This is a genomic window from Lysinibacillus sp. 1 U-2021 (assembly GCF_029916965.1).
GTDB lineage: Bacteria > Bacillota > Bacilli > Bacillales_A > Planococcaceae > Lysinibacillus > Lysinibacillus capsici.
This window is the reverse complement of sequence record NZ_CP123966.1, coordinates 916,291-938,418: the sequence shown is the minus strand read 5'-3', so window position 1 is coordinate 938,418 and position 22,128 is coordinate 916,291. Positions and strand designations below refer to the sequence as shown.

Here is a 22,128-nt window from a genome sequence, read left to right as displayed (position 1 = left end):
CCCTTATTTTGAATTGACCCCTTTCACGCTGGCAACATCGTAATCATCCAGCCCATACCACATTGCCGAAAATGTATGTGGATCAATATTAAATTCATCTTCAATAATTTCATCTGTTTTAGGATCTTTCTTGAAGGTTAGTTCTTTCAATTCACGAATTGTATTTACACAAGCATCTGAACAAATGATACGCTTGAAACGTTTCATCTTCTTTGTGTTCTCAATACGCGTTAGCTTCTTACAAGCAAACATACGGAAGCCTCGCTGCTTGTAGTAAGCAATTGTTTTTGGCTCCGCATTATCAGCTTTAATAATTGATTTCTTTAACCCTTCTTCCTCAAGTTCATCGGCAGTTTTATCATCGGTCATGCCTCGTTTGTAATACTCCCAGTAGATGTATAGCCACTTATTCTCATGATCTACAACCATGCGTAATAAAGCATTGTAGGAATCAACAAATCCAAAGTCCATGCCGTTCTTTCGTATTGGTTTTCTAATATTGGCTATTTCAGCCATTACTTCGTCATGAGGCTTTGTCTCAAACTGTGGCAGCACTAATACTCCATTGACTCCGAAACGCCCTTTACGCGCAATTCTATAAAGATCAGGATCATATAACTCCATCTCATCAAGTTGTTCGATATAGCTTGCTGGCAAAAACAAATTATCATCTGCTGTTGAGTGGTGATAATATGTGTTGTTCACTATGATGGTTCTTAGCTTGTAAAGTTCCTCATCATCTAAGACAAAATAGTCTTCCAACTCATTCTTAAAGAAATGCTTATACACCCAATTCCCTTTTGATACTGGATTGGTAGAGAGAATAATGAAAAGATCAAGTGTTGGGTGTCGTAAACGGCCAAGCAATTCCTTAAAGCCTGCATATTTAATTTCACTACATTCCTCCAACCAAATGAGAGAAATGTTATTGATTGATTTTAGTTTTTCAGGCTTATCCATTCCTCGAAAGATTATCTTTGAACCATTCGGGAACTTCACAGTCATAGGTGATGAACTCGTCTTTATCTTGCCTGATAACCCTAGATCCTCTATGATTTCAGTAAACAAAGAAAACGTACTATCTCTGTGTGTATCGTAAACTTCACGAACGACAAGAGCTGTACGTTTTTCTTCAAGTAATTTTAAAAGTATTTTAAGGGCTACATGATAGGATTTTGAAGAACCATACCCACCAACTAAAAGTTGAGTTTTGCAACTCCAGTCGAAAAGGAAATCGTCAAATCGAGGATTAATTTCTTTCTCCATCAATCCTCACCCTTTCGTTTGATGACAATCTCGATAGGTCCGTCATCTTTATTATCAAGTTTATCGATTTCTGCCTTTGTCTTATCAATATTCAACTGCATTTGTTCAAGTTTTAGCCTACGCTCATCATCCTCTGTTGTAAGGTCCATAAATTGCTTAACCAAGTTACGATGTTCAGCAAATGCCCTAGTCTGCGCCTTAATATAAGACTCATAGCGTTCATGAGCATAGATGACTTTAAAAGTCTCACCACTTCCACCTTCACCAGATGAATAGCCACTTGTTTCTTTCAGATGGTCAAATGAATCTTCAACCCACATAATCTTTTGGGCACGAATGATAGCAGCAAAGCTCAACTCGATTTGTAACCATAGCTGGTCAACAACATCGAAGTCCTGCAATGCCTCCATAATCTCGACTTGTTCATCAAATAAGAACTTACTTCGTAAACCGTGAATCATAGCAGCCCTGTTCCGTTTGGTGAATTGATTCTGTGGATTAGGGTTGCCACTTCGCTTCTTCACTCGTCCATCCTTCTTAGGCGGTTCATCCTGTAGGATTTCTTCGGTATCAGATTCGGTTGCATCCTTACTAGAAATAGTTGCAACCTTCTTAGTTTTGGTTGCATCCTTTTCAGTTGCATCCCTCGACCATTTATCACGGCTCTTTCGGCTTTTTAATGTACCAAGTTTTATCTCATGCTTCTCTGCAAGATCAGCTAGTGTAATTTTTGTGGTTTCCCACTCATGTTTTATTTCATCCCAATTAGCCATATCTCATAAACACCACCTCCAATAAAAAAGAGATGCAAATTGATTGCATCCCCTTTCCATCTGCTAGTTATGAACATCTATTTGCACTTTATTACCACTATAGAATTTCACAGTGGATTTCCCTTTTGCATTAAGCAACAACACTGAAAGGTTATGTTCAGACAATGTATACTTTTTAAACCTTCCGTTGTAAATCACTTCAACTTGTAGCATTTTCATAACTTGGTTCCTCCTCATAATGTTTGTCGTTTCCATTATAGGGAAGGGCTTTTTATCCTGAACAATAAAATTAAATTTCACTCTCAAAAGTAAGTACCGTTGCCCTAGCAGTCAAAGGGGAGGAAACTGCTTGATACTCACTTTTCAAGGCAAAATAAAAAGCCACGTCGTTTATATACGTGACTAGTACCAAATATTACATACCAGGTATCCATTCTTTAATTTCTTTTAAAATCGCATAAACTTTTGCAGATGGTTTATTTTCTTGAATGTATTCTAAACCATACATAGTAATATTAGGACTAATTGCTTTATAACTCGGATATGTTTGTCCCATCATTTTCACTTCTGTTAATCCTGTAATCATATCTTCATTGATCATGATTTCAATTACACGTCCATAGCGTGGTTCAGAAATACCTAATGCCTCATGGTTTACTTTAGAAAAATCAATCCTTGGTTCATCCATTGACTCTTCTAAATATTTTAAGATTGCTAAAATAATATCGTAAGTATCGTTTTTCATTCTTTCACCTCCCAGCCCAATCATAACCTAGCAGATGAAATATATGTAATAACTTTTTGCTCTCAAAACCACACCAAACTCTGCCCTCTCAACACAAAGCGTTTTGGCTGTTTGATGCAGTTTTCAAAGCAAAAGAAAAAGCCCTGTAAAGGGCTAGACTGTACCAACGATACGAATACCTTTAGCATGCTTGTGCTCTAAGTTCTCGTCGTATGTTGCTTTGTAGTAAGCTAATTTATTTTCGATATTTGCTGGTGGATTCGTAATTAATTCTGGTTCGTCAAACCCTGGCATATCAATAAACAATTCAATTGGTTGATCATTAGCTAATCGTGCATTGGCATACTGTTCTAATTCTTGCATATTGTTTAATTTCATTCTTCCTCATCCCTTCAAATGAATAATAAAAAGCCTCCATCCTAAGATGAAAGCTTTGATATTGTGGTAAATTTGTTGAGAGCTCACTTGCGACTCGTGGTAGAGCGACACCACGTCATTTTGTAACGAATTGTGTTCTAATTTTATAGTGCATTTCCGTGCACTTTGAACCTGTAGTAAGTTTGACTGAATTCTATGGAAAGTGGACGAAGTTCACATAGTAACCACTCCTTCAGTTTTATTAGCCTTTTATATTATTAAGATACCTAATCTCTTAAAAAATATGGGCCGGCCATGTATGTCATGCTCCGAACTAATTTGCGAAGCGCAGGTCGGTCGTCGGTCTGTCTTTCCCTAATATTTAGGATTTTATAAATACCAGGTGAAGAAAGATTTACCTGTCCGACCTCCCCTCCATTTTACACTCTATATTGCTTAAAATGATACGTTTGGAACATTTGTAACACTTGGCACATTTGTAACATCTGGAACATTACACTTTATGCACAAATCACTATAACCCCTATTAAAAATTAGAAATATCTGCTAAATTTAATATTATAAAGGATAAAACAGGAGAGATCTAAGTATGAAAAAATCTAATCACATTTTTATATTGATCGGGGTAGTATTATTAGCGTTATTTTTTGTTAACGATAAAAATTTAAACTTACAATCTTCAGGGCAAGTGATTCAACAAGATGACCCGTTCTCTGAATTTAGAAGCGATGGTACACAAACAGACTTAGAAACAATAATAAAAAAAGAAACAGACCAATTCATGTATGAAAACTATGGTAGTGTTTTCAAAACAACGTGGTACGATTCGATTTCTGCCTCATCAACAATGATTAATAAACATGGCAAGTACTTTGTAGTCCAATCTAAAAGTAGTGAACATAACGCTCAAGCAAAACAATATGCACAAGGGTTATTAAGTTATTTTAATATGAAAACACTTGATAAATCATATAAAGTTGATAGTGTCTTATTAATTGATCAAGATTATAATATTTTATTTAAATCAGAAATCGTTAAGTGGTGACCAGACTTAATTTATAAAAAAGTGAAGCAACCCGAAGGTCACTTCATCATCATATCAATAACACGTTCTCGCACTCGCTGTACGCTTGTATGGCTCATATTAAGTTTTGCACCTATCCAACGGAAAGGCATGCCTTCTAGTAACCAATAAAGCACTTCTTGCTCTATGTCGCCAGCTACCTTGCTTGTTAAATTTTGAACCATAAGTAGTTCGTCTTTAATCTTGTTAATTCGTACTTCGCGCGCTGCTCTAATTTGTACATGTGCATGTACTGGATCACTTGTGCTTCCAGCGGCTTTCGGCATTGTTGCCTCAATACCATATTGTGCTGTAGATGCAGCAGCAGTTAATGAATCAAGCTCGTCCTTCATTCTCATGTACTTACACATGTTGTCATGGTACTTCTTAATTGCCTTGTCTAGCTGGTAGCGATTTAGTTGTGTTTTCTCTTTTAACATTGGGTTGCCCTCCCGTGTTATAATAATGTTGTAAGCACCGTCAAAGGGCATAAACCAATTCGAGCTGTAGCGTGTGATGACGCTGCGGCTTTTTCTTTTCTAAAACTACTAATATGCTATAATTTGGTTAAAAAGGAAGTAGATAAATTATGTTCGATTTTATTATTGGAATATTAGAAATTATGGCTAAGATTATTTCAGTTATATGGGATGTACTTGTTTTACCATACAAGCTAATTTGGATAATTTTAGTTATCGGTATTCTAGCTAAATTTTATTTTAAAAAATCCCGAATTAACTAATCCTTAAAGTTTGGTAGGTAAATCCCCGCCAAACTTTTTTCGTTATTTCCTCAAATTGTGCAATAAATCTTAATTTTCAGGATTAAAAATACTAATTATCAGCGCCAATTACTGTGGGTTTTTCGTAATTGAAGTCTTGCAAATATTCCTCGATAGTCATCTCTTTATAGCCGCCAGATTCCTGTTCAATGTCCCATACAGAATTCAAAGGAACTTCACTCACTAAAACATCTTTTAATTCGTCTTCTTCATAGTCCGCTCGTGTTAAATGGTCTTCTAAAGCCTCCTGTTTGGTTTGAGCTGCAATGTATTCCATACGATCAATACCTACAGCAAATACTTTGAAGTCTATAACTTCCTTTACTAATTCAATGTTTGTAAATAACTCTTTCGGAAAGTGAAGCGCACCACCTGGATCGTATTCCCCCTTTGACCAGTCTTTATCGAATCGTGTACGGTCATCACAATAAAAGCCACCTGATTGTTCTATTGCCCAGATAAGTTCTTTCATTTTGGCATCATCTTTATTTTTCCAACCCATAAGTGAAAAATTACCTGGTGAGTAATCCCATTCTGATACACTAACTTCTACACCGTCTATGTCACGTTGCGTTTTTGCTTGAAGCTCCAATATTTCTTCGCTTGGTTTACCGAAATCATAAGTTTTACCAATACCTTCTGCTGTTACATGACTTGTATTAAATTTTGCATTATAAAGTTTGAACATAATTTCTCCTCCTTAATTTTGTCAACATAATCTTTCGTATATATCTCTTTATTACACCTCTAAATGCTTTAATTTCATGTTGCAAAGCTCTGCAATTTCTTTAGCTAAATCAATCTCAAAATCATTAAAGAAATAAGCAGATTCTATATTTTTTGTAAATGCATAATGCCATCTAATGTCAGAATCATTAGCGATATATTCGGATATGATATCTGGTAATTCGCCTCTTATTTTTGGGGGTGTCATATAACTTTGATAAACAAGGTATCGTACCATATTAGATTCACCCTATTTCATATTCTCTTTCAAATATTCACTTCTTCCACCTACGCAAATTACTAATCTGCTCCAGCTCTTTCCCTATGCTACGTAGCTCCCTGTAAACCTTGCATCCTCTGCATTTCTTAGTAGGATCATAGGCTCTCTTTTTCGGGCACCCTTTACACTTTAGAAAAGCTATGTGGTCCTGCTGATTGACTAGCTTGGCTCTGCGTTGTTTAACTTCCTTACGTACTGTGTTCATTTCCATCACCCAACTTTAGCCACTTTACGTGCTTTCCTAGCCTTTTTAAGCTCATCATGAGTTATCCAACCACCATCAATCTTTGAATACGTCAGAAGCTTTAATTCGTGTGGAAAACGGTAGTCGAATAGCTTCTTCCTTAATTCAAATTGCTGTGTAACCATTCCCTTGATGTCAACCACCTCTGAATGCCCATTTGCATAATGAACAGTAAAGTCGGCTGTATAACCAATCTCACGATATTTCTTGCCATTCTTTTCGAACTTCGGCAACAATACAAACCTTGGCTGTAATTCAAAGGAGGTCACTATACCTTGTGCTTGTAGGTGCTTCAAGTGATCATAATATTTAGCTTCCATCGCTGAATCAAATGTAATTCCATCACGTACAACTTTTTTATTGCCGTATTTCGCTTTGCTCATGTTTACCTCCTGTTAGCACTCTTAGAAGTCTGCTGATAAAACAACCTAATGCCGTTCTACCAGCAGCGTGTATGAATTAACCGTTCTCTACTATATTTGTTACTGTTCCTGAACCACCTACATAAAGATTTTCGGAATCCCACACTTCACCACATACTGCGCAGCATCTTAATTCTTTGTTGCACTCTACCATGGTTAAGCTTTCACATTTATTGCAGCCATAAATTTCTACTTCTATTTCACCCATTACTTCACCAACCTTCACTCATTTTCTGCTCGATTAATGCTTGCCTCAGTACTAAATCCATCTGGATAGCGCTTTTTTAATTTCTCGATATTGGCTTCTGCAATTTCATCTAATGACAAACCTGCCAATCTAGCGATATTTGCTAGATACCACATAACATCACCTAATTCTTTCTTAACCTCCACATGATCAATAACATGACCATGGAACATAGCTTTTTTAATTAAATCTGCAACCTCTCCAGCCTCACCTGCGATACCTAGACCATAATTAACTAGTTCATTATCATGTTTAGCTGCTGTTCTCGTTGCTAACAATTGATACTCATTTAAGTTCATTTAGCTGCCCCTTTTCCGAATTTTATTAAAACTTGATATGGCCTTGCCTCATATTCAAAGAATTTAATTTCACTGATTTGATACCAATGGTTCCTTGCTTCTGCTTTGATTTGTTTTTCGAGCTTTTCTCGCGTCTTAGCTCCAATGATTTTCTTCGTAGGTCGTTTTGTTATCATCAGTAGTCACTCCTTACTTTAGAAAGGTAAATCGTCCGAATTAACCTCAATCGGCTCCTTACTATTAGCAAAAGGATCTTCATCGACCCTTGTATAACTTGGCTGGTTGTTTTGACCGCCATATTGCCCCTGTGAACTGCCTTGATACTGTCCAGCTGTATTTGTACTAGATTGATAGTCTGTCATTCCCTGCGGGCCTCCTGTGCTGTTTCTCGGCTCTAAGAATTGGATGCTGTCTGCTACAACGTTCGTAAAATAGATTCTTTGCCCGTCTCTCTCATACGAACCTGTTTGTATCTTTCCATCAATCCCAACCATGGACCCTTTCTTGAGATAGTTGGCTGCATTCTCTGCCTGCTTGCGCCAAGCTTGAATCTGGATAAAATCTGCTTCTCTTTCACCACTTTGGTTAGCGAAAGACCTGTTAACTGCTAAAGTAAATTGAGCCTTTGCAATGCCTTGAGGTGTATAGGAAAGGTCAATATCTTTAGTAAGTCGGCCAACTAATACGACTCGGTTAATCATGCTGTCTCCTCCTGGATAAACTTTTGTAATCGTTCTAGTGACATCTTATTTACTATTTCGTGAGCTTCTTTACGTGCGTTAGCTGTATCACTTTCTCGTTGAACAGATGCATCAAAAGCCTTTTCACTAAACCAAACATGATAGGAAGTACCAAAGATGCCACCATCACCCGTTAATGTGTTCTGAGATACTTTACGCTCATAGACTTTTTTAGCACCTAAAACCTCTACATCAACCAAGTAGGCACTTGTTTTGTTTGCTCTAACGACTTCAACCTCAAAAATTCTTCTATCGTAGCCTCCACCTCGCCACATACGGTAACTGCGGAGTTCTAGCCATACACGTTGACCTACTTCTAACTTTGGCTTTTTAGACGTTTTCATGCCGAAACCTCCCTCTTATCACACACCTCAATTATTTGAAACCCTTCTTTTTTCAGCGATTTAAAATCTGGATGTGCAACTGGTACTGTAGCCCATATTCGCTGCTCATTTTCTTTCTTGAACATCGTTGCAAACTTCTTGTATTTGTTGTACTCTGCAGACTTTTGCACCTTAACCTTCGGTACTGTCTTACGAGCGCTTGGAATATCTATTGGAATGCCGTTACGTCGCCTCATGCAGCCATAGCTCCTTCCATTCTTGAAATAAGATAATCCGTAGCCTCATCAGCATCTTTCAGCCCTACCATGACTCTCAATTGCTCCAAACGGTTATATGCCATAGTTTCGTTTTGTTTGCCTCCGAAGCGTTGATGTTGCCCAAGGTACAAAATGATTTGGTCGATTAGGAATTGTTCATTCATGAGCTTTACCACCTAGTGCTTGACGTGCCTTTTCGCCCAAATCAACTGCTAAATCAGTTTCTTTATTCATGTGAGCTATAATTACGTATTTACTTAAATCACCATAAAAACAAAGTGTTTCACGAAGTTGTTCATTTCCAGTAACCAGTGCTTCTTGCTTTGCCTTGTGATTCCTACAAGCATTCTGCAATGTTTTAATTTCATTTACTTTTTGACGTACAATTTTCCTTGTATCTCTCAGCATCCCACGTAGGTATTCAACCTCAGCAACAAGCGCTGGCACATCTTCTCGAGCATGAGCTATAAATTCAGCATTGTAGATTGAACTAGCAACCGTTTCGCCATGGATTTCTACATGGCCACCATCTTCTCCGTCAAACCATATATCTGTTACAAAAACATCATCGTCCGAATTTCGATTAATGTCCCATGGTCCTGATTTCGCCTTCGCTACACGTTCTTTAATGGCATTCAATTGTTCTTGATTTATCATCCCTTCACCCTCCATAAAGGGGCTGTTGCCCCTCACTGATTTAAAATTGCATTGAATTTACTCAAGCGACCTTTAGCAATTTCTCTACGAAAACTAGTAGCCTCGTTTTTAACTGGTTGCGACATTTCGATTAATCTATCGGGTATCCTCTTACCAATTTGCTCTGGTAAATCTTTTGGATTGAGATTTGATGTTGCTAGAATAGGTTTTTTTCTACGACTACGGCCATCAAATATTTGGAACATAGTTTCTAGCACCCAATCACTTATTTTTTCTGCCCCTAAGTCGTCGATAATCAACAAGTCACATATCATTAACGCTTTCATAATCTGCTGCTCACTCTCATTATTGTTGCGATTGAAAGTAGCTTTGATTTTGCTTAATAACTCTGGCATTGATATGAAAACTATTACCTTACCTTGAGCAGTTAAATAATTGTGTACTGCTGCAGCTAAATGGGTTTTACCATTTCCTACATCGCCCCACAACAAGAGAGATTCAGCACCAAATTCTTCGAAATGTTCCGCATAATATTTAGCAGCCTTGTAAGCTTTTTCAGATCCTTGCCGCATAAGGAAATTATCAAAACTAGCATTCAAGTATTTATCACCAATATTGCTGATAGAGAATAAAGTACGTACCTCATTTTCCTCTTTAGCTCGTATCAAACGTTCAACCTCTGCCTTTTTAATGTCCTGCTCACATTGGCATACAGGTTGCACCCAGCGAGTTCTACCAAGGACCTCAACTGGAATCGCCTTGATTTCATTTCCGCAATGACTACATATTTCGCTAGAGTGAGAGGCCGTCATATTCTTCGTTACTATGTCGTTCATAGCTTTGGCTATTGGTTGCATCTCGTTGAACCTCCTTCATTTTCAACCGCAATTGCTGGTAAGTAGTGATCATGTCTTTACGCCAGTTGATCAATGTACCTTCTGCATACTTAATTTTGTTACGAGCGTTGTTTAATACTGCATTTTGTAATGCAGCTAGGATTAGATCAACGTCTTTGTAATCATCTAAGATATAACCAAGGTGTTCAGCTATTGTCGGAAGAACAGGTGTAATGTTTTGATTTGTAAATTCAACTAATCTAGCAAAATCAGACGAACTACCAACCGACTGACCAACTTCACTGTCTGTTGTTTGTTTTTCTTTTTTATTTTCTTTTTGTTTTTGTTTTTCTGTTTGTTTTTCTTTTTGTCCACGCATCGTCGACGTATCGTAAGAACCCGCATCATTACTGGATTCTTCATTTTCTGACGAATCGTTATACGTATCGTGTGACGTATCGTAGTACGACTCGTAGACGATACGTACAGAATCATTCGAGATTCCTTCGCCTACCCATCGAATTAATGAAGTATCTTTCACTTCTTTTAACTCTGATTTCACACAATCAAGAATCGGTTTGCCCCCACGATTCAGGTTGTATTTCCCCCAATTTTTAATGGCTATCTCACGCGTTTCTTCGTTGTATTTAATGATCTTGTGGTGGTCTCTAAAGCGTTGTAGCAAGGCACCAGCACTTTCCATTGAGTAGCCCATATCGAAAGCTATTTGTTTTTTAGTAATTTGATAGATACCAATTTGAGTTGTACTTTCATTTGTCAGCAAATACAGGAAGAAGTACTTGTCCTCTGCTGTCATTTCCTCAACCACACGAGGATCGTTCCAAAAAGTTGTGTAGACGTATCTGTATTTAGCCATTTGCCCTCGCCCCTCCTAGAATGGCAGTGGTGTGCCATCGATAAATAAATCACTGACCTTTTTATTGTGAATCACAGATTCTACTGCTAGAGTTTGAAGCTCTTTATAAGTCGCATTATTGATTTCTTGAATAAATTTAAAAGCTGTATTTGTATCAAGTTGTTGATTAGCTTTTCGAGCGATAATTTCACTAATGATTTCTTTTCGAATTAGTTCGAGTTTTAATTTCAAGGATTTGTTCATACTTCAACCCTCCATATTTTCAATATTCAAATTTTTAATCACGAGTTTATTCTCAATCCATATGTTGTTCAACAACCTAATTCATGGATTAGTTCCAGCTGCACTTTACTTAATCGTTTTTCAGCAATTTTTATATACTCTTTATTCAATTCGATTCCGATGAAATTACGACCATGTTTTAATGCAACCAATCCTGTTGTTCCTGATCCAAAGAACGGATCCATTACAACTCCGTTCAATGGACACCCTGCTAGTATACAAGGTTCAATCAAGTCCTCTGGAAACGTTGCAAAATGCGCTTCCTTAAATGGTTTGGTTGTAACTGACCACACTGATCGTTTATTCCGTTTCCCTATTTCTAAAGGCTCTAACATGCCACCACCTTTAGAGCTTTGTCCAGGAAAGTTTCTTTCTGGTCGTTTGTTTGTAAAACGGGATTCTAAGGTTCTTTTATCATTGGAAGTACTGATTGCAATTGGCTCTAATATAGATTTGTAATCATAGTAATAATCTTTGTTTTTTGCTAACAGAAAGACATATTCATGACACCTTGTTGGTCTGTCTTTTACAGATTCAGGCATACAATTCGGCTTATCCCAGATGATGTCTTGACGCAGATACCATCCATCAGCCTGTAGCGCAAAAGCTACTCGCCAAGGCAAACCAATTAAATCTTTTGGTTTTAGTCCAGTTGGAACATTATTAATATTCGTTAAATGGCTTTTAGTATCTGGAACATAGACATGTTTTTGCTTGTCCTTTTCAGCCCATGCACCTTTTCCACTACCTGCATATGCATCTCCAAGATTTACCCAAACCGTACCATCGTCTTTCAGGATCCGTTTTATTTCTCGAAACACATCTACAAGAGCTGATACATATTCTTCTACTGAATTTTCAAGACCTATTTGGCCCTCTACACCATAGTCACGTAGCCCCCAATATGGTGGACTTGTGACTACTGTATTTATAGTTTTGCTAGGTAGTGTTTTAAGTACTTCTAGACAATGCCCCTGATAGATTTTATTAAGCTCCAACTTGTCACCCCCCAATTATTAACCTTCTATAAAAGTTGTTGATCTCTCTCACAAACCGCAAAACTACCACTCACTTTGACAATTCGATAGTTTGGATATCTTCGCATGTAATCCAGCACCAAGCGTCTGATTTCATCGTTATCCTTCGCCTGTTGGAATATCCAAGCAGGCAGAAGGACTTTGTGGGGTACGTTATTCATTCACTAATTCCACTTCAATTTCGGGTGCATCAACGAAAAATTCTGTTTCTGGTGTGATGTCTTTCATTTCACGTTTTGGTGCTGTTCCTTCGTCATAAGCTACTTGTTGTTGCATTTCCACGCTAATCGGTAGGTACTTCCACATGTGTCGTACAACGGTCTTTTTCGCCATTTCCTCGTAGTCTGTAGCCCACGGTGAATACGATGAATTAGCAGCCTTTGAACGACCTTTGCGCTTCTCAATTTCGGCTTTTGACATGAACTCAAATTGATAACCCCCATCCTTAAAATGAGCTACCGCATAGGCACCAACAAAATTGCCTTTATCTTCATCCATACAAGGCTTGTGCTTTAACTTAGGGTCTAACCCTAGCTCGTACTCAAATTCGTCTTTCTGGTATACGGCATGAGCGTAAATCGATTGGATATGACCACTTCGTCTAGCAAGATCAATCATCCCTTTGTAACCGATAATAAATTGAACCTCTGTAATGCCCTTTTTGTTATTTTTGAAAGGTAGTAAGTAGCAGTGGCCCATTAAACCCGGCTCTAATCCTAGTTGCGCTGCTTGCATAACAGCTCCTAGTAAACTAGAAACATCCGCATCTTTAAGTGCTGGTGTTGTACGGATTGTCGTCATTGCTAATCGCATTAAACGATCTACATCCATGTGTTTTGGTAAGGCCTGCGCCATTGCTGGTGCCATTTGTTTAAGGTAATCATCAATTGTTTTTGGTTTTTGTGTAGTAGCTGGTGCCTGTTGCATTTGAGCTTTTAAATCAGTTGTAGTTGCCATGTTTAATTCGCCTCCACTAATTTCATTAATTTCATACCAATAAGCTCTTCGTTTTGAATTTCTTCTGCCGTAATTCTGTATTCGTTATTAGGTCTCTTAATATCTAGGACAATAATTTGGTTGCCCTCCACTGACTTAACTAAATAAAAACCTTTTAGTTGTGCATCTTCTAAAAAACCATCTATATGAAAGATTTCACCTTTAATTTCAGGATTAAAATGTACAGTAGGTTTTAAAATTTCCATATTAATTAGCCTCCACATATAATTTTTCTAACTGATTTTCACCTACGAAATAAACTTCAACATCACCATCAAAAACTACCGCATATTCCATACCAGGCTCTCTAAAGATGTTGTAATTAATGACCATTCCTTTTCCAATAACTTTGTTATTCAAATCAGAAATTAACACTCTATCACGTACAGATATAGACATATTAATTAGCCTCCTTAATCGATAAGCGTCTTGATAAAGACTCTTTGATATATTTTTCATAAATTGCTGGCTGTTCTTCTTTCAATCGCTTGCTATCCAAACGACTTGAAGCAATAGTTTTATACGTAACTTTAAAGCGATCCGAATGCCCTTCTGCAGACTCACCAAGCATCATTTTGAGCTGATTTTCATATTCTTTACGCTGTAGTTCGAGTTGCTTTTCTTCAGCTTTTAAAGATTCAATAGCTTCGATCAATGTGTTCGATTGCTCGTCCAACATAATGGCTGAACCATCATCTTGAGGGTACATCTTCATTAAGAACTCACTAGCTGACGAACTGCCGTCAATCGCTGGTGGTACATTAGTAAGAATGTGATTCTCCCAAAATTCTTTTTCACGTTGGATCATGAGCTCAATAAATTCATCATCACGAGCGACTTCTTTCCACACATAACGATTCCCGCCAATCAAAACAGCTATATATGCCTTCTCATAACCAGTCACCGCCATATAGTGTTGTAACTGGCAAATATACGCAGCAGGAATATTTTCCCCCTCCCACGCACGTTCGTTGTAGGCAGACGTTGTTTTACATTCTAGAATTGCTTTTTCGCCAACTACTACTCGATCGAGGTTAGCAGTCATAAATGGATAATCAGGGTGGCGTAACATACGGTTCAAACGCCTAACCTTTTTGCCAGTACGAACTGTAAATTCCTCTGCGACCGTATTTTCGTGTTTATTCCCCCAATAAACGAACTCGTTATCGATTTCCTCAACGAAATCAGAAGTCTTTTCGATGTATAGTTGGAACGCTGACTTATAACTGTTGAAACCTAAGATTGCCGATGCATCAGAACCGCCAATCCCACTCTTACGGAGTTGAAGCCATTCAATGCGATCCATTTCTAAAGTAGAAACTGCTTCCATTCCCTTGCCCTCCTATGCTAAAATCTGATTAATAATTGTTTTTCTAAGCCACTATTACGAGTAGTGGTTTATTTTTTTGTGTAAAATTTCGCATTGTAGTTGTCCTCTAAATACGTATGGATGTTGTCTAAATGAACGATATCTCCATTCGGAAACTCCATATAGTCGTCGTTATAAACGATTAAGCTACCGTAAAGATCACGAAATTCTGTCTCGATATACCTAAATGTAGGTACGCTATTTACGGATTCAATCGTTCCTAACACCATTGGATTTTCAACTTCCATAAGTTGTCGCATGTGCTCACCTTCTTTCCTATGTATTTGATGGATATCCACCAATCTACTTACAAAACTGTCATCGCAACTGGGGCCGTCGGCTGTCGCTCGCAAATGGTCATGGCGTACTGTGCTAGATTTTATAAATAGATTGCTAGTCCCATCAAGCAACTTACAGTGGCAAAGATATACCGTAGGGAGACGGTACTGTAAGCTGCTTGACGAGGGCGAGATAACTCTCGCAAACGTCGGATCTTGTGATATAATTGATTTGTATATGTTGTCTCGCTGTTTAACAGGTGGTGCTGTTAAGCAGCTTTTTTATTGCCAACATGCGATGATGATTGGCACTCCGATAATAAGCATCGTAATAACAGCGCTGATGCAAAATTTCCTGTGTGATTCTGGTACATCGTCCTCTGGTAAGTAAAAATAGTTATCAAGCCATTTCCACAACCTTCCTCACCACCTTCGCTTTTTTCCCTTGTAGGTTTAATCCATCTGCTATTGACCACAATTCCTTGCGTCTATGAAGTTTTTCAAGGTGTTCTAGTGAATTATGTAGGTCTCGTTCTAGTTGTTTTGCTATGTTGATACGACCTGCTTTTACGTGTAGTTTGATTACATCTGTTAGATCATCTATGCAAGCTAGTTCTCTTTCAATTTGTTCATCTATATTCATTTAATAAATCCTACCTTTTGAAGATATTTGTAATGGTCCATCCATACACCTGTGTAGCTAATACCAAGGTGCTCGGTTGTTACTGCGATAAAGTTCGCTAGTGCTGTAGCTGCCTCAACTGCCTCTTCAATCATGTCCAAAATGTTTTTTCGCTCATAATGCTCAATGGCATCGCTAGGTTTTGCAAGGCTTGTACTAGTTATGGCGTCCAAGGCTTCTTGGAGTTCTTCGATTGTTTTCTCTCGTACACTACAGCGATGGAGGTCTACGTTTGGGCCGTTCAAGTAAATGGGCCCTGTTCCTGTGTACTCATGCTGCACTGCTAAAGCAAGCTTCGGATTATCGAATCGATTAACCAACGTTCTACTAATATCTGATGGCACTTTCGCACGGCCATTTTCATATCGAGAAAGCCGTTCCCTTCCAACACCAATGTCTAAGCCAAGACTTAGCTGTGTCTCACCACCCCTTAATTCTTTTATTACTCCCCCAACTGTATTTTCAGTGACATTCACATTTACCACCCTTTCTATTTAATTAAGGTCACATTTCAGTCTAAAGTTAACTTGGTTGCAACCATCAAGTTTCAGTAATTTGTGTATAATAATGGTTAAGAGGTAGATTTGCCCCTACCTCTTAGATTTCTACTAGATTGGTAGTTTGATTTATCTTGAGGCCATTTGCCCTGGCCTCTCCTATGCTTTTGTAAGTTACGAATGTAAGTACACCTGTCCGTGTTTTGTTTTCTAATTCCATTCGTATTCAATAATTTCGTCCATTATCGGAATCACTTTTTCAGCTATCCAGTAGCGCTTACCTCTTTCGCCACGACGACGCTCATAAAGTTTAATTCGTGGATCTCGAAAGAACGCTTCTTCAAGAGCATCACGTTTCATGCTGTACATTTCCGATAGTTGTTCAATAGTTAAAAGTTTTTTCTTAGCATTTATTTGCTTTTTAAATTCTTCTATAAATTTTGCTTCGATATATTCTTGGTCAACTGCAACTTGAACTTGTGCGATAGTGCTCAAGCGATCACCGCCCTATTCAAGAATTTATTAATGAAATAGGCTTGTCCTTTACCAGTGATTTTTGAAGTTCTACTGATACTGATTTCGCCACTGTTATGGTGAATAGGTGTTTCTTTAATTTCAAACAATCCCAGTTCCATAGATTTTTGGGTTGGTGAATTGTAATCCGAACCTTTACGTTTGATTAAATAGCCATTTTCTCTAAGCCATTCGAAGAGACGTTTTTGCCCAACATCTATTCCGTTTTGCTTTAGAATTTTTGCGAATTCACCAACTAAAATTGTTGTTTCACTTGCTTGGATTGCTTCTGCAAAAAGCACTTTTGGTTTTTGAGCATCGATTAGTAGCTGTTGCTCAATTATTTTTTTCTTGTTACTTTCAATAGTTTTATTAGCAATAAGTAAAGCTTTTGCCATGATTGATGCATCATCATCGTTTTCTGTTGTTGCGATGTAACCGCTGTGTTTTCGTATTGATGGAAGAACCTCAGATGTAACCCATCGTTTAAACTTTTTTGCTGAATCCAGTTTTGAAGAAAGAATTAAACTGTATAATCCTGACTCATTAACCAATGTGGTTTCCTGAACTCGATTAAGCGAATCCGTGATGCCTCGTTTTAGGGCATCATCTGCATCAACGTGTTTTTGGATTGCATTTTGAGGTTTGCTGTAACCCAATACTGTCGCTATGTCTCTACCTACAAACCAAGGTTGTTCGTCAATACTTAAAATACGAATTTTATTGTTTTCAAAATTAAACATTTGAAGTTGATTCATATTGGTCCTCCTAATTGATTAGTTTGCTATTAAGCGAACATTTTTTATGCCGTTTTATTACCTTTTGGTAATTCGATGATGTAAGTAAAGACTTGTTCAAACTTTAAATCGGAATAATTCGATAAGACACCTGTTATGAATTTACCACCTGGATTTCTTTTGCCATTAATTACTCGATTGACTGTACTATGGGCAACACCTATAGTTTTAGCAAATTCGCTTTCAGAAAGATTATTATTTTTTAGGTACTCATTTAAAAAATCAACTTTTACTTTTATACAGTTTTTCATGTTATCACCTCTCTTATTTACCTTTTGGTAATTACCTTCTGGTAATAATATAAAACACTTTTTACCTTTTGGCAACACTTTTGGTAAAAAAATTTTAGATTAAATTGCCTTTTGGTAATAAAGAGCTTTAATATTTTGTTATATACGTTTATTTGGAGGTGAACGATTTTATGAACGAGTTTGGAAATTACATTAAAAATATACGTGAATCAAAGAACATGACATTAAATCAAGTTGCACTTTATGCAGAGATTAGTGCTGCTCAACTTTCCCGTATCGAAACTGGGAAACGTGGTACTCCCAAACCTCAGACAATAGAAAAGATAGCGCGCGCTTTAAAAGTTGATTACAACGAATTAATGAGTATCGCTGGATATATTGAAACTGACTCTTCAGTTGATCATCTCTCAGAAGAAGTAAATAGTAATCCAAAATTAACTGAAAAAGATGAACGTGATATCGGTAAACGTATGGCAAAAATAAGGGAAGATTTAATTGAAGGAATTAGTGATGATGATAATACCGCACTTAGTTTTATGGGAGAACCAATGAGTGAAGAAGCAATTGAATCACTTTTAGAGGCTTTGGAGCATGCAGAAAGACTAGCCACACTTGCCAATAAAAAATATATCCCTAAAAAATATAGAAAAGAATAGTTCCAAGGGGTGACAAGTATGTGGATAAAGAAAACTGTCCAAGACTTGATAGAAAAACATCAGACAAATGATTCTTTTATTATTGCTCGTCAAATGAATATAAATATTATTGAGCATGATTTACACGAAGATATATATGGCTTCTATCGTTATGTGAGAAGAAATAAATTCATTTTCCTTAATTCAAATCTTGATGAACCTAAAAAGAAATTTGTTTGTGACCATGAACTCGGACATGTAGTATTACATCCAGAAGTAAACACCCCATTCATGAGGAGTAATACGTATTTTTCTGTTGATAAAATTGAACATCAAGCGAATCGTTTCGCGATAGAATTAGCAATCCCTGATGATCTCTTACAAGAATATATCTTAGAACGAATAACAATCTATGACATCGCTGCATTACATCATGTACCAGTTGAATTGGTAGAATTGAAGTTAAAGTATAGATAATTCAAGCGAGGAATAACAATGACAAATTATACAATAAAATTTGGAAAGTCTACTTCAGCTAATTATGAAGTTGCTGTTGATATCTCTTCAAGATTTAATACATACAAGGTATCTGGAGAAGGGAAATCTATTATTCATGAAGTGAATTTTTCAGATTCTGAACTACAATATTTTTTCGAATTATATGAAATAGTAGGACGCTGGAAGAGTACATCTATTTTCATAGATGGTGAGAGAATACTATCAACAAATTCACATTTTATACGTTGTTTCAAAGATAGACAAGATGCTTATAACAAAAGCGATTATTGCTTTAACAAAGATGATGGAAATCCTTACAACGATAATTACTTTGGGTGTAAATATGTTACGGTCAACCCATCTGGATGGAAAGGTCTAGAAGGATATGGCGACATGAATCCTAATGGAACGTTTTATGTTAACAAAGATAAAATGAAACATGAATTAGAAATCTCATTGAAAAACTTTGGTAGTTGTCCTGCTTTCGACTATTCAAATATGATAAGTTTACTTGATAAAATACCAAATCAAATAAATCCGAAAACCAATAAAGGTTGGACCTATGTAACTGATTATGTAGATGGAAATGAAATAGCAAGGACAGTAAAATTCGTTGGCGATAAACAAAATGGACCTATTTTAAACTCTTATCGTAGAGATGTGCCAAATGATAGAGTAACTCAACGAATTGAGCGAAATTCATCTACTCAACAACCTAAAGGGTGTGCCGGCGCTTTATTATTGGGGCTCTCCCCTATTTTTATCACTTTAGTATATAAGATGTTTTCATAACATTATATACATTATTTCCAAAATAAATATTTTAATTAAAGTGTTAATAGGAGGAAATTATAAAATGAGAAGACCTACTCAACTTGCAGATAATCATGTCTTTAACATACCTGATTCTATGTTGTTCGAAGAAGCAGCAAAGAAGTTTTTAATAGAATTTTTTATATCCTATGAACAAACAGTAATAGATACATTCTCAGATTTATATGAAGAATTTCCTGAAGTGTTCCCATGCGTGAGAAAAGCGCGAGATTGTGTCATTGTTTTCAACAATACAAATATTCAATTTAATATATTTCAAGGTAAAGCGATGTCAATAACTTGTGTACACAACCAATTTAAAACTTATGGTGATTATAAAAAGAATCAACCCTCAAATGATGTGGAACGACTTCAAAAAAGGATAAGTCTTATTGGACGGGACGATGCACCTTTACTCCAATTCACTATATCGTATGGTTTTGAGGGACCTACTCTTGATGGAAGTCCAGGAAATTCATCTAGAGATCCTGAAGATCTGCCAGAAATGGGTAAAATCAAAGGCAGGCAGATAGTCTTTGAACAAGGAAATAAAATAGAAAATCGCTTCTCTTTGTTTGAATTCCAGAAATACGTTCTCAAAGTAGATGATCAACATTTTTATTATGAAATAGGTGAAGCCATTGAAGCTTACAAACATGGGCTATACCTAGCTGCTACAGCTGTTGCTGGAGTTTCTTTGGAAAATATTTTAAAAATAATAATTAGTAGAAAGATTCCTAATAGCAAGCTAAGGGATATTCCTTATATAAAAGAATGTTTGGATGAATTAGTAAAACATGGCCTTATGGAGGACCGAAAAAAAAGAGATATAATGAATTTTAATAATACTCGGAACGGCTCGGCTCACTCAAATTCAGGGAAAGTATTAGCAAAACATGCAGAAGAGGGTTTTACCATTATTAAACACCTTATAGATGAATACTTATAAATCTAATCTACATTTAACATTTCGATAATTATTTAATTTCAACAACTTTTTATTTTTCTCTTTATGATTTCTAATAAGCTTCGATACATTTATAACACGGCTGTGAGCAGATTTAAGATGTAAAGAGGCTATTATTATACGCTTAAAAGAACATATATTCGTCTTTTATGAAAGGAGTGATGCTAAGACAATTACCCAAAAAGTACACCTGTCCGTGTAGAAATCTTGGGGGAATGTCAAATGAGTTATAAACCAAAAATGAATAAATCGAAAAAGGATAAGGATTTGTATTGGTATGTAGATTCTGATGGATCTACTAAATATGCTTATCGTTATCGTTACTATGATGTTTTGGGAAAACGAAAGGAAAAGACAGGACAAGGTTTTTCTTCCGAGACTGTTGCCTTTCGAAAATTGTTGGAGATTAAGTCTCAATTACTGAATGGAAATTCTATTCAAGTAGAAAATGAGAATATGACTGTTGGAGCTTGGATGGATATTTGGTACGAATCAAACGAAAGAGAGTGGCAAATCACTACTCAAAAACAGCGAAAGAACATAATCAAATACCAGGTGAAACCGTTAATTGGGAAAATGAAACTTTCATCTTTAGATAAAGAAACGTATAAACGAAAATTCATTACCCCTTTATTGAAGGAATACAAACCTTCGACAGTACGACTATTTCATCGCGTATTTAAAGTGGCCGTTAATGCAGCAGTAGATGCAGAAATAATACCTCGTAATCGTTTTACTAAAGTGGTTATAAATGATGATGAACGAGAAGAACCGAATGTACTGAATATCCAGCAGCTTAATAAATTTCTTGAAATTGCAGAATCTGATGAACCGATAACGTCTTATGCTATTATCAGGACCATTGCTTTTACTGGTATAAGACGTGGCGAAGCTTTAGCTTTAAAGTGGAAAGATGTCGATTTAAAGAATGGAACTATTACTATAGAAGGAACTCGTGATAGGAACGGCCATCGATCACCTAAAACAAAGAATAGTTATCGTACAATCGCCATTGATGAACAATTAATAAAGCTACTAAAAAGATATAGAGTGTGGAGCTCCGAAATTCTGTTAGAAGATGGTGAACAGCTAAAAGAAAGTGGTTATGTATTTATTTCTTCACAAACTAAAGAGCCTTATGCAGATAACAGTTTATTTTATGCATTCAAACGTTTATCAGAAAAAATGGGTACTTTAGTTAAACCCCACACATTAAGACATACTCATGCCTCAATTTTATTATACAGTGGTGAGGATGTGGCAACCGTTGCTGAACGACTTGGAAATACTCCAAAAGTAATTTGGGAAACATATGCTCATGTCATTGAAGATGATAAAAAGAAGGTCACAGATGTGTTTGTGGAAGCACTTAAAAACGGGTGAAATCCCCTCTTTTTTTGGGGTTTTGGGGGAAGAATTGGGGGAGCCATTTACGAAATACCTTCTCAACCTTACAGCCACAACGGTTTAAGAATCTATAGAGCACTTCTCTCGTTAATTAAATTACTCTGCAAAGAGTAGTTTAGAAAACCCTAGAAAGCCTTTTATATCAAGGCTCTCTAGGGTTTTTGCTTTTTA

The 22,128-nt window shown here is 36.7% G+C and carries 39 protein-coding genes; 6 read left to right on the top strand and 33 right to left on the bottom strand.

Features of this window, described 5'->3' with window-relative positions; translation table 11 throughout:
- Positions 1-3: 3 nt before the first annotated feature.
- From QH639_RS04945 to QH639_RS04925, 5 genes are all read right to left on the bottom strand, one after another.
- A complete protein-coding gene (locus QH639_RS04945) occupies positions 4-1,269 on the bottom strand; it encodes a PBSX family phage terminase large subunit (RefSeq protein WP_281115727.1) in 1,266 nt (421 codons plus the stop codon).
- Positions 1,266-2,039 (bottom strand): hypothetical protein, encoded by a 774-nt coding sequence (locus tag QH639_RS04940; RefSeq protein ID WP_281115726.1) that lies wholly within the window; start codon positions 2,037-2,039, stop codon positions 1,266-1,268. The genes QH639_RS04945 and QH639_RS04940 overlap by 4 nt, the downstream gene beginning before the upstream one ends.
- 63 nt (positions 2,040-2,102) lie before the next feature.
- Positions 2,103-2,258: a hypothetical protein gene (locus QH639_RS04935; protein WP_281115725.1), complete on the bottom strand. Its 156-nt coding sequence runs from the start codon at positions 2,256-2,258 to the stop codon at positions 2,103-2,105.
- A 196-nt stretch (positions 2,259-2,454) separates the two neighbouring features.
- On the bottom strand, positions 2,455-2,784 hold the full coding sequence (locus tag QH639_RS04930) for a YjcQ family protein (protein WP_281115724.1): 330 nt from the start codon (positions 2,782-2,784) through the stop codon (positions 2,455-2,457).
- Positions 2,785-2,937: 153 nt separating this feature from the next.
- The gene (locus QH639_RS04925) at positions 2,938-3,162 is read right to left on the bottom strand and encodes a hypothetical protein (RefSeq protein ID WP_281115723.1); all 225 of its coding nucleotides are present in this window, start codon (positions 3,160-3,162) and stop codon (positions 2,938-2,940) included.
- A gap of 589 nt (positions 3,163-3,751) precedes the next feature.
- On the opposite strand from QH639_RS04925, the gene QH639_RS04920 reads away from it, so the two are divergent.
- The gene (locus tag QH639_RS04920; protein ID WP_131522014.1) at positions 3,752-4,207 is read left to right on the top strand and encodes a hypothetical protein; all 456 of its coding nucleotides are present in this window, start codon (positions 3,752-3,754) and stop codon (positions 4,205-4,207) included.
- 38 nt (positions 4,208-4,245) lie between these two features.
- On the opposite strand, the gene QH639_RS04915 is transcribed toward QH639_RS04920, so the two are convergent.
- From QH639_RS04915 to QH639_RS04780, 28 genes are all read right to left on the bottom strand, one after another.
- Positions 4,246-4,665, bottom strand: a complete 420-nt coding sequence (locus QH639_RS04915; protein WP_227744983.1) for a hypothetical protein — start codon at positions 4,663-4,665, stop codon at positions 4,246-4,248.
- 393 nt (positions 4,666-5,058) lie between these two features.
- Positions 5,059-5,694: a hypothetical protein gene (locus tag QH639_RS04910; protein ID WP_281115722.1), complete on the bottom strand. Its 636-nt coding sequence runs from the start codon at positions 5,692-5,694 to the stop codon at positions 5,059-5,061.
- A gap of 51 nt (positions 5,695-5,745) precedes the next feature.
- Complete coding sequence (locus QH639_RS04905) at positions 5,746-5,970, bottom strand: hypothetical protein (RefSeq protein WP_281115721.1); 225 nt, start codon at positions 5,968-5,970, stop codon at positions 5,746-5,748.
- A 252-nt stretch (positions 5,971-6,222) separates the two neighbouring features.
- Positions 6,223-6,639 (bottom strand): DUF1064 domain-containing protein, encoded by a 417-nt coding sequence (locus tag QH639_RS04900; RefSeq protein WP_281115720.1) that lies wholly within the window; start codon positions 6,637-6,639, stop codon positions 6,223-6,225.
- Between the two features lie 76 nt (positions 6,640-6,715).
- A complete protein-coding gene (locus QH639_RS04895; protein WP_279495693.1) occupies positions 6,716-6,886 on the bottom strand; it encodes a hypothetical protein in 171 nt (56 codons plus the stop codon).
- A gap of 14 nt (positions 6,887-6,900) precedes the next feature.
- Complete coding sequence (locus QH639_RS04890; RefSeq protein WP_279495694.1) at positions 6,901-7,224, bottom strand: nucleoside triphosphate pyrophosphohydrolase family protein; 324 nt, start codon at positions 7,222-7,224, stop codon at positions 6,901-6,903.
- Positions 7,221-7,400, bottom strand: coding sequence for a hypothetical protein (locus tag QH639_RS04885; RefSeq protein WP_281115719.1), 180 nt, complete (start codon positions 7,398-7,400; stop codon positions 7,221-7,223). The genes QH639_RS04890 and QH639_RS04885 overlap by 4 nt, the downstream gene beginning before the upstream one ends.
- 18 nt (positions 7,401-7,418) lie before the next feature.
- Positions 7,419-7,925 carry a single-stranded DNA-binding protein gene (gene ssb, locus QH639_RS04880; protein WP_281115718.1) on the bottom strand — a complete coding sequence of 169 codons (507 nt, stop codon included), beginning with the start codon at positions 7,923-7,925 and terminating at the stop codon, positions 7,419-7,421.
- Positions 7,922-8,308 (bottom strand): beta barrel domain-containing protein, encoded by a 387-nt coding sequence (locus tag QH639_RS04875; protein WP_281115717.1) that lies wholly within the window; start codon positions 8,306-8,308, stop codon positions 7,922-7,924. Before QH639_RS04875 ends, ssb begins: the two co-directional genes overlap by 4 nt.
- Positions 8,305-8,544 (bottom strand): hypothetical protein, encoded by a 240-nt coding sequence (locus QH639_RS04870; protein WP_281115716.1) that lies wholly within the window; start codon positions 8,542-8,544, stop codon positions 8,305-8,307. Before QH639_RS04870 ends, QH639_RS04875 begins: the two co-directional genes overlap by 4 nt.
- The gene (locus QH639_RS04865; RefSeq protein WP_281115715.1) at positions 8,541-8,729 is read right to left on the bottom strand and encodes a hypothetical protein; all 189 of its coding nucleotides are present in this window, start codon (positions 8,727-8,729) and stop codon (positions 8,541-8,543) included. Before QH639_RS04865 ends, QH639_RS04870 begins: the two co-directional genes overlap by 4 nt.
- Entirely contained in the window at positions 8,722-9,222 is a 501-nt protein-coding gene (locus QH639_RS04860) for a hypothetical protein (RefSeq protein WP_281115714.1), read from the bottom strand. Before QH639_RS04860 ends, QH639_RS04865 begins: the two co-directional genes overlap by 8 nt.
- Before the next feature lie 32 nt (positions 9,223-9,254).
- Positions 9,255-10,079 (bottom strand): AFG1/ZapE family ATPase, encoded by an 825-nt coding sequence (gene zapE / locus QH639_RS04855; RefSeq protein ID WP_281115713.1) that lies wholly within the window; start codon positions 10,077-10,079, stop codon positions 9,255-9,257.
- Positions 10,015-10,935, bottom strand: coding sequence for a DnaD domain-containing protein (locus QH639_RS04850; RefSeq protein WP_281115712.1), 921 nt, complete (start codon positions 10,933-10,935; stop codon positions 10,015-10,017). The genes zapE and QH639_RS04850 overlap by 65 nt, the downstream gene beginning before the upstream one ends.
- Positions 10,936-10,950: 15 nt before the next feature.
- Complete coding sequence (locus tag QH639_RS04845; RefSeq protein ID WP_131521407.1) at positions 10,951-11,178, bottom strand: hypothetical protein; 228 nt, start codon at positions 11,176-11,178, stop codon at positions 10,951-10,953.
- Between the two features lie 68 nt (positions 11,179-11,246).
- On the bottom strand, positions 11,247-12,215 hold the full coding sequence (locus QH639_RS04840) for a DNA-methyltransferase (RefSeq protein WP_281115711.1): 969 nt from the start codon (positions 12,213-12,215) through the stop codon (positions 11,247-11,249).
- Between the two features lie 26 nt (positions 12,216-12,241).
- Positions 12,242-12,415: a hypothetical protein gene (locus QH639_RS04835; protein WP_281115710.1), complete on the bottom strand. Its 174-nt coding sequence runs from the start codon at positions 12,413-12,415 to the stop codon at positions 12,242-12,244.
- Positions 12,408-13,211, bottom strand: a complete 804-nt coding sequence (recT, locus tag QH639_RS04830; protein ID WP_281115709.1) for a recombination protein RecT — start codon at positions 13,209-13,211, stop codon at positions 12,408-12,410. Before recT ends, QH639_RS04835 begins: the two co-directional genes overlap by 8 nt.
- Before the next feature lie 2 nt (positions 13,212-13,213).
- Entirely contained in the window at positions 13,214-13,456 is a 243-nt protein-coding gene (locus tag QH639_RS04825) for a hypothetical protein (RefSeq protein WP_281115708.1), read from the bottom strand.
- Position 13,457: 1 nt separating this feature from the next.
- Positions 13,458-13,649, bottom strand: coding sequence for a hypothetical protein (locus tag QH639_RS04820; protein WP_281115707.1), 192 nt, complete (start codon positions 13,647-13,649; stop codon positions 13,458-13,460).
- Between the two features lies 1 nt (position 13,650).
- Positions 13,651-14,580, bottom strand: a complete 930-nt coding sequence (locus QH639_RS04815; RefSeq protein ID WP_281115706.1) for a YqaJ viral recombinase family nuclease — start codon at positions 14,578-14,580, stop codon at positions 13,651-13,653.
- 68 nt (positions 14,581-14,648) lie between these two features.
- A complete protein-coding gene (locus tag QH639_RS04810; protein ID WP_281115705.1) occupies positions 14,649-14,879 on the bottom strand; it encodes a YqaI family protein in 231 nt (76 codons plus the stop codon).
- Positions 14,880-15,179: 300 nt separating this feature from the next.
- The gene (locus QH639_RS04805) at positions 15,180-15,314 is read right to left on the bottom strand and encodes a hypothetical protein (RefSeq protein ID WP_281115704.1); all 135 of its coding nucleotides are present in this window, start codon (positions 15,312-15,314) and stop codon (positions 15,180-15,182) included.
- Positions 15,298-15,540 carry a hypothetical protein gene (locus QH639_RS04800; RefSeq protein ID WP_281115703.1) on the bottom strand — a complete coding sequence of 81 codons (243 nt, stop codon included), beginning with the start codon at positions 15,538-15,540 and terminating at the stop codon, positions 15,298-15,300. Before QH639_RS04800 ends, QH639_RS04805 begins: the two co-directional genes overlap by 17 nt.
- Positions 15,537-16,055 carry a helix-turn-helix domain-containing protein gene (locus tag QH639_RS04795; protein WP_237898391.1) on the bottom strand — a complete coding sequence of 173 codons (519 nt, stop codon included), beginning with the start codon at positions 16,053-16,055 and terminating at the stop codon, positions 15,537-15,539. The genes QH639_RS04800 and QH639_RS04795 overlap by 4 nt, the downstream gene beginning before the upstream one ends.
- 231 nt (positions 16,056-16,286) lie before the next feature.
- Positions 16,287-16,571 (bottom strand): hypothetical protein, encoded by a 285-nt coding sequence (locus QH639_RS04790; protein ID WP_281115702.1) that lies wholly within the window; start codon positions 16,569-16,571, stop codon positions 16,287-16,289.
- Entirely contained in the window at positions 16,568-17,347 is a 780-nt protein-coding gene (locus QH639_RS04785) for a phage antirepressor (RefSeq protein WP_281115701.1), read from the bottom strand. Before QH639_RS04785 ends, QH639_RS04790 begins: the two co-directional genes overlap by 4 nt.
- Positions 17,348-17,391: 44 nt before the next feature.
- Complete coding sequence (locus tag QH639_RS04780; RefSeq protein WP_281115700.1) at positions 17,392-17,637, bottom strand: helix-turn-helix domain-containing protein; 246 nt, start codon at positions 17,635-17,637, stop codon at positions 17,392-17,394.
- Positions 17,638-17,807: 170 nt separating this feature from the next.
- Here QH639_RS04780 and QH639_RS04775 point away from each other — a divergent pair, with 170 nt between their 5' ends.
- From QH639_RS04775 to QH639_RS04755, 5 genes are all read left to right on the top strand, one after another.
- On the top strand, positions 17,808-18,293 hold the full coding sequence (locus tag QH639_RS04775) for a helix-turn-helix domain-containing protein (protein WP_281115699.1): 486 nt from the start codon (positions 17,808-17,810) through the stop codon (positions 18,291-18,293).
- A gap of 18 nt (positions 18,294-18,311) precedes the next feature.
- Positions 18,312-18,749 (top strand): ImmA/IrrE family metallo-endopeptidase, encoded by a 438-nt coding sequence (locus QH639_RS04770; RefSeq protein ID WP_281115698.1) that lies wholly within the window; start codon positions 18,312-18,314, stop codon positions 18,747-18,749.
- Positions 18,750-18,767: 18 nt separating this feature from the next.
- Positions 18,768-19,562 carry a hypothetical protein gene (locus tag QH639_RS04765; RefSeq protein WP_281115697.1) on the top strand — a complete coding sequence of 265 codons (795 nt, stop codon included), beginning with the start codon at positions 18,768-18,770 and terminating at the stop codon, positions 19,560-19,562.
- 64 nt (positions 19,563-19,626) lie between these two features.
- Positions 19,627-20,532: a hypothetical protein gene (locus QH639_RS04760; protein ID WP_281115696.1), complete on the top strand. Its 906-nt coding sequence runs from the start codon at positions 19,627-19,629 to the stop codon at positions 20,530-20,532.
- 240 nt (positions 20,533-20,772) lie between these two features.
- The gene (locus QH639_RS04755) at positions 20,773-21,933 is read left to right on the top strand and encodes a tyrosine-type recombinase/integrase (RefSeq protein ID WP_281115695.1); all 1,161 of its coding nucleotides are present in this window, start codon (positions 20,773-20,775) and stop codon (positions 21,931-21,933) included.
- Positions 21,934-22,128: the final 195 nt, after the last annotated feature.